5 protein-coding genes are annotated in these 6,091 nt (G+C 72.1%); 4 read left to right on the top strand and 1 reads right to left on the bottom strand.

Annotation, left to right across the window (positions count from 1 at the left end):
* The first annotated feature begins 523 nt into the window (after positions 1-523).
* The 4 genes from HLK59_RS31705 (at position 524) to HLK59_RS31690 (ending at position 5,137) form a co-directional block, all read left to right on the top strand.
* Positions 524-967 carry a DUF3574 domain-containing protein gene (locus HLK59_RS31705; RefSeq protein ID WP_171145006.1) on the top strand — a complete coding sequence of 148 codons (444 nt, stop codon included), beginning with the start codon at positions 524-526 and terminating at the stop codon, positions 965-967.
* A gap of 106 nt (positions 968-1,073) precedes the next feature.
* Positions 1,074-2,462, top strand: coding sequence for an aldehyde dehydrogenase family protein (locus HLK59_RS31700; protein WP_171145005.1), 1,389 nt, complete (start codon positions 1,074-1,076; stop codon positions 2,460-2,462).
* Positions 2,463-2,472: 10 nt separating this feature from the next.
* Positions 2,473-3,552: a Zn-dependent alcohol dehydrogenase gene (locus HLK59_RS31695; RefSeq protein WP_171145004.1), complete on the top strand. Its 1,080-nt coding sequence runs from the start codon at positions 2,473-2,475 to the stop codon at positions 3,550-3,552.
* Positions 3,553-3,814: 262 nt separating this feature from the next.
* Positions 3,815-5,137, top strand: coding sequence for an MFS transporter (locus tag HLK59_RS31690; protein WP_171145003.1), 1,323 nt, complete (start codon positions 3,815-3,817; stop codon positions 5,135-5,137).
* On the opposite strand, the gene HLK59_RS31685 is transcribed toward HLK59_RS31690, so the two are convergent.
* Positions 5,129-6,043 carry a DMT family transporter gene (locus HLK59_RS31685; protein ID WP_171145008.1) on the bottom strand — a complete coding sequence of 305 codons (915 nt, stop codon included), beginning with the start codon at positions 6,041-6,043 and terminating at the stop codon, positions 5,129-5,131. The genes HLK59_RS31690 and HLK59_RS31685 overlap by 9 nt on opposite strands.
* Positions 6,044-6,091: the final 48 nt, after the last annotated feature.

Raw genomic sequence — 6,091 nt, 5'->3', positions numbered from 1 at the left:
AGCCGACCAGCGCAGCGGAGGAGTTCTTGTGGTTGTGTGTTCTAGGCAGAAGACGGCATACGGGTGGCTCAGGCGTCTCGTGGGCGCGGAGATGGGGTGAAGAGACAGGTGGTGGGCCGCTCCGTTGGACAGGCCTTGTAGCCGAGCTGAGGTGTGATGGTGTCGCCTGTGCCGCCGGGTCCGGCGTGGCTGCCTGATCGGGAGGCGTCTCGTCGCGGTCTCGGGCGGGGCATCGGTGGCGCGGGTTTCGTTGGGTCGGGGACAGGGATGTCGTGGGCTGCTCCGCCGGACAGGCCTTGCAGCCGAGCTGGGGCGTGATGGTGTCGCCTGTGCCGCCGGGCGCGGCGTGGCTGTCCGGTCGGGGGGCGTCCCGTCGTGGTCTCGGGCGGGGCGTCGGTGACGCGGGTTTCGGTCGGACGGGGGCGCCGCGTGTCGTCGGCCGATCCGCCGGACAGGCCCCGCATCGGCCCGGCCCGGCGCGGCTCCCCGGTCCCGTGTACGGAGGCCCGCTAGGCATGGGCACATGAATGTGCACCTCACCCGGACCCGGGCCACCCTCGCCGCTGTCGGTCTGCTGCTCGCCGTCGGCGCGCCCACCGCGTACGCCACCCTCGACGACGGGACGCCCGAGCGCGGAGCGCCGTACGTCGAGACCTCGCTCCTCTTCGGCACCGAGCGGCCCGACGGCGGCCCGGCGGTCACCGACGAGCAGTTCATGGGGTTCGTCGACAAGGAGGTCACGCCGGACTTCCCGGACGGCCTGACCGTGCGGACCGGGCGCGGGCAGTGGCGGGACACGAGCGGGGCGATCGAGAAGGAGCGGTCGTACGAGCTGATCCTGCTCTATCCCGTCGTACAGGCGACGGCGAGCGACCGGAAGATCGAGGAGATCCGGCGGGCGTACGAGAAGGCTTTCGGTCAGGAGTCCGTGGGGAGGGTGGACGACAGGGCCCGGGTCGACTTCTGATGGCATGAGTCACGTACCGGGACGTCTGGCGCGCGAAAACTATCGCCGCTAGTTTATGAACCGGACTGAGCCGGACGACGACACGGCCCCGCCGGGAGGAAGCACGATGAAGGCACACGACGGCATGTACATCGACGGCCAGTGGCGGCCCGCCGCCGGCCGGGACACGATCGAGGTCGTGAACCCGGTCGACGGGCAGGTGATCGGCCGGGTCCCGGCCGGCACCGCCGAGGACGTCGACACCGCCGTACGGGCCGCCCGTGCCGCCCTCCCGGCCTGGGCCGCGACCGCGCCGGCCGAGCGGGCCGCCCGCCTGGCCGCCCTCCGGGACGCCCTGGTGGCCCGCAAGGACGAGATCGCCGAGACGGTCACCGCCGAACTGGGCTCGCCCCTGAAGTTCTCGGAGAACGTGCACGCGGCCGTCCCCCTCGCCGTCGCGGGCTCGTACGCCGAGCTGGCGGCGACGTACGCCTTCGAGGAGCAGGTCGGCAATTCGATCGTCCGCCAGGAGCCGATCGGCGTGGTCGGCGCGATCACGCCGTGGAACTACCCGCTGCACCAGATCGTCGCCAAGGCCGCCCCCGCCCTCGCGGCAGGCTGCACGATCGTCCTGAAGCCCGCCGAGGACACCCCGCTGGTCGCCCAGCTCTTCGCCGAGGCGGTCCACGAGGCGGGCGTACCGGCGGGCGTCTTCAACCTCGTCACCGGCCTCGGCCCGGTCGCGGGACAGGCCCTCGCCGAGCATCCGGACGTCGACCTGGTCTCCTTCACCGGCTCCACCGCGGTCGGCCGGCAGATCGGCGCGACGGCGGGCGCCGCCATCAAGAAGGTCGCCCTGGAACTCGGCGGCAAGTCCGCCAACGTCATCCTGCCGAGCGCGGACCTCGCCAGGGCGGTGAACGTCGGCGTGGCCAATGTGATGTCCAACTCCGGTCAGACGTGCAGTGCCTGGACCCGCATGCTCGTCCATCAGGACCAGTACGAGGAGGCCGTCGAGCTCGCCGCGACCGCCGCCGCCAAGTACGGCGACCGCATCGGCCCGGTCGTCAACGCCAAGCAGCAGGCGCGGGTGCGGAGTTACATCGAGAAGGGCGTCGCGGAGGGCGCGCGGCTCGTCGCCGGTGGTCCGGAATCCCCGCGCGAGCAGGGTTGCTTCGTCTCCCCGACCGTCTTCGCCGACGTGACCCCCGACATGACCATCGCCCAGGAGGAGATCTTCGGCCCGGTCCTCTCCATCCTGCGCTACGAGGACGAGGAGGACGCCCTGCGCATCGCCAACGGCACGGTCTACGGCCTCGCGGGCGCCGTCTGGGCGGGCGAGGAGGCGGAGGCGGTGGCCTTCGCGCGCCGGATGGACACCGGGCAGGTCGACATCAACGGCGGCCGCTTCAACCCCCTTGCCCCGTTCGGCGGCTACAAGCAGTCCGGCGTCGGCCGCGAACTCGGCTCGCACGGTCTCGCCGAGTACCTCCAGACCAAGTCCCTCCAGTTCTAGGAGCCTTCACGTGGTTCGCGCAGCAGTCCTTCCCGCCGTGGGCGCTCCCCTGGAGGTCACCGACATCGAACTCCCGGACCCGGGCCCCGGCCAGGTCCGCGTCCGCCTCGCCGCCGCCGGCGTCTGCCACTCCGACCTGTCCCTGTCCAACGGCACGATGCGGGTACCGGTCCCGGCCGTGCTCGGCCACGAGGGCGCGGGCACGGTCGTAGCCGTCGGCGAGGGCGTCGGACCCATCGCGCCCGGCGACGAGGTCGTCCTCAACTGGGCTCCCTCCTGCGGCAGTTGCCACGCCTGCGCACTCGGCGAGGTCTGGCTGTGCGCCAACGCCCTCAACGGCGCGGCGGACGTCTACGCCCGCACCGCCGACGGCACCGACCTCCACCCCGGCCTGAACGTCGCCGCGTTCGCCGAGGAGACGGTCGTCCCGGCCTCCTGTGTCCTGCCGCTCCCCGAGGGCATCCCCCTCACGGACGCCGCCCTGCTGGGCTGCGCGGTCCTCACCGGCTACGGCGCCGTCCACCACTCGGCGCGGGTCCGCGAGGGCGAGTCGGTCGCGGTGTACGGCGTCGGGGGAGTGGGCCTCGCCGCTCTCCAGGCGGCCCGGATCGCGGGCGCCGCGAAGATCGTCGCGGTCGATGTCTCTCCGGCGAAGGAGGAGTTGGCCCGTGCCGCGGGCGCCACCGACTACGTCGTCGCCTCCGAGAACACGGCCCGCGAGATCCGCGGCCTGACCGGCAGGCAGGGCGTCGACGTCGCCGTCGAGTGCGTGGGCCGCGCGGCGACGATCCGTACCGCCTGGGACTCCACCCGCCGCGGCGGCCGTACGACGGTCGTCGGGATCGGCGGCAAGGACCAGCAGGTCACCTTCAACGCCCTGGAGATCTTCCACTGGGGCCGCACCCTCGCCGGCTGCGTCTACGGCAACTCCGACCCGGCGGCGGACCTCCCGGTGCTCGCGGAGCACGTGCGCGCGGGCCGCCTGGACCTGGGTGCGCTGGTGACGGAGCGGATCGCCCTGGACGGCATCCCGGCGGCCTTCGAGAACATGCTCGCGGGCAAGGGCGGCAGGGCACTGGTCGTCTTCTAGAGCCGCCCGTCCGGAGCCGTCCGCCCGAAAGCCGCCCGTCCGGAGCCGCCCGCCCGAAAGCCGCCCGCCCGGCGCGGCCCGTCCGGAGCCGGACCCCGACCCCGACCTCCCCGCGAGGCCGGGGCCACCGGCACGCTCACCCGCGCCCCACCTGCCCCTTGAGTGCTCCAGGCAACCTTCCCGCACAACCGTTGCCTCCATACCGTCCGGTTAGTATGTTCGCCGCCAACGTCCCCACCGCACCCATCGGAGTGTGCACCGCATGGACATGGCCCCCTCCGCTCAGACCGCCACCCCGACCGCCCTCCCCACGGTCGACCGCCGCCGCGTAGCCACGGCGGCCGCGCTCGCCTCAGCCGTCGAGTGGTACGACTACTTCGTCTTCGGCATCGCCGCCGCCCTCGTCCTCGGCGACCTGTACTTCCCGGCGGGCAGCTCCACCGCCGGAGTCCTCGCCTCCTTCGCCACCTTCGCCGTCGGCTTCCTCGCCCGCCCGATCGGCGGCATCGTCGCCGGCCACCTCGGCGACAAGCGCGGCCGCAAGCCGATGCTGGTCCTCGCGCTCACCCTCATGGGCCTGGCGACCACGGGCATCGGCCTCCTGCCCACCTACGAGACGATCGGCGTCGCCGCGCCCGTCCTCCTGGTGACCCTCCGCGTCCTCCAGGGCATCGCCGTCGGCGCGCAGTGGGGCGGCGCGATGCTGCTGGCCACCGAGTACGCCCCCGAGGGCAAGCGCGGCATCTACGGCAGCGTCGTCCAACTCGGCGTCCCCATCGGCGTGGTGACCGCCAACACGGTCTTCCTGCTGGCCGGCGCCTTCACCACCGACGCCCAGTTCGCCGCCTGGGGCTGGCGGGTGCCCTTCCTCATCGGCCTGTTCGTCCTCGTGCTCGCCTGGTACATCCACACCAAGGTCGAGGAGACCCCCGAATTCCGCGACGCGGAGAAGGCGTTGGCCGAGAAGGAGAAGTCGGAACAGAGCTCCCCGCTGCGCACGATCCTGCGCGACCACCGCGGCACGGTCCTGCTGGCCGGCGGCTCCTTCGCCGTGAACACCGCGACCTTCTACATCCTCATCACCGGCGTCCTCGACTACACGACCCGCGAACTGGACATGAAGAAGAGCGCGGTCCTCACCGTCTCCCTCTGCGTCAGCCTCACCCAGCTCGTGCTGATCCCGGCGGCCGCGGCGCTCTCCGACCGCTACGGCCGCATCCGGATCTACACGTTCGGCGCCGTCGGCATCGCGCTGTGGGCGATACCGCTCTTCCTCCTGATCGACACCGGCTCGCTGCTGTGGCTGGCGGTCGGCACCTTCGTCGCCAGCTGTTTCCTCAGCATCATGTACGGCCCCCAGGCCGCCCTGTTCGCCGAGCTGTTCACACCGGAGATGCGCTACACCGGCGCCTCCCTCGGCTACCAGATAGCGGCGGTCTGCGGCGGCGGCCTCGCACCCTTCCTGATGGTGCTGCTGCTGGAGACGACCGGCACGTCGATGTCGGTGTCCGCCTACATCATCGCGCTCTCGGTGATCGCCCTGATCTCCATCAAGGTCCTCGCGGACAGGGCGCGTTCACACTGATCCGGTGACCTTCGCGGGCCGCGGCGCATCGGCCGCGGCCCGCGAACGGGACACCGCGACACCGGCGAGGCACAGCACCCCGCCCGCCAGGGTGAGCAGCCCCGGCACCTCGCCGAGCGCCAGCCAGGACATCAGCACCACGAGCGCGGGCACGGCGTAGGTCGTGGCGCCCATGCGTCCGGCCGTGGTGCGGGCCAGGGCGTAGGCCCAGGTCGTGAAGGCGAGCGCGGTCGGGAAGACGCCCAGATAGACCATGTTGAGGGTCGCCGACACGGGAGCGTCGGCCGCCTCGTGGACGAGTTGTCCGGCGAACGGCAGACAGACGACGGCGCCGACCAGACAGCCGTACGTGGTGACCTGGAGCGCGCTCGCCGACGCCAGGGCCGGCTTCTGCGCGACGACCCCACCGGCGTACGCGACGGCCGCGAGCAGGCACAGTACGACTCCGAGCACGGACGCCCCGCCCTCGCCCGACATGGACAGCCCCACGGCCACCGCTCCCGCGAACGACACGGCCATCCCGGCGAGCAGCCTCGGCGGCAGGGTGTCGCCGAGTATCCGCGCGCCGAGCAGGGCGATGAGGATGGGGCCGATGTTCACGACGAGTGCCGCTGTGCCGGCGTCCACCTGCTGCTCGCCCCAGTTGAGGGCGACCATGTAGAAGCCGAACCAGAGGATGCCGGAGACCAGGATGCCGGGCCACGCCGCCCGCGCCGGCAGCCCTTCTCGTCGTACGACACAGATGGCGCCCAGCGTGAGGACTCCCGCCAGCAGTCGCCCGAGGGCGAGGGCGCCCGGGGAGTACTCGGCGCCGGCGCTTCGGATGGAGACGAAGGCGGAGGCCCAGAGGACGACGGTGACGGTTGCTGCGCCGGCTGCGAGGAGGTCGGGGCGGCGGGGGTTCATCATGCTCCTGAGGCTAGGAAAGGTGACTGAGAAGAGCTCGCGGCTTTC

This window comes from Streptomyces sp. S3(2020) (assembly GCF_013044505.1).
In the GTDB taxonomy this organism is placed as follows: Bacteria; Actinomycetota; Actinomycetes; order Streptomycetales; family Streptomycetaceae; genus Streptomyces.
This window is presented reverse-complemented; position numbering and strand designations above follow the sequence as displayed.

Coding starts and splice junctions, on each gene's coding strand:
- HLK59_RS31705 (WP_171145006.1), top strand. CDS start 524: ATGAATGTGCACCTCACCCGGACCCGGGCCACCCTCGCCGCTGTCGGT.
- HLK59_RS31690 (WP_171145003.1), top strand. CDS start 3,815: ATGGACATGGCCCCCTCCGCTCAGACCGCCACCCCGACCGCCCTCCCC.
- HLK59_RS31700 (WP_171145005.1), top strand. CDS start 1,074: ATGAAGGCACACGACGGCATGTACATCGACGGCCAGTGGCGGCCCGCC.
- HLK59_RS31685 (WP_171145008.1), bottom strand. CDS start 6,043: ATGAACCCCCGCCGCCCCGACCTCCTCGCAGCCGGCGCAGCAACCGTC.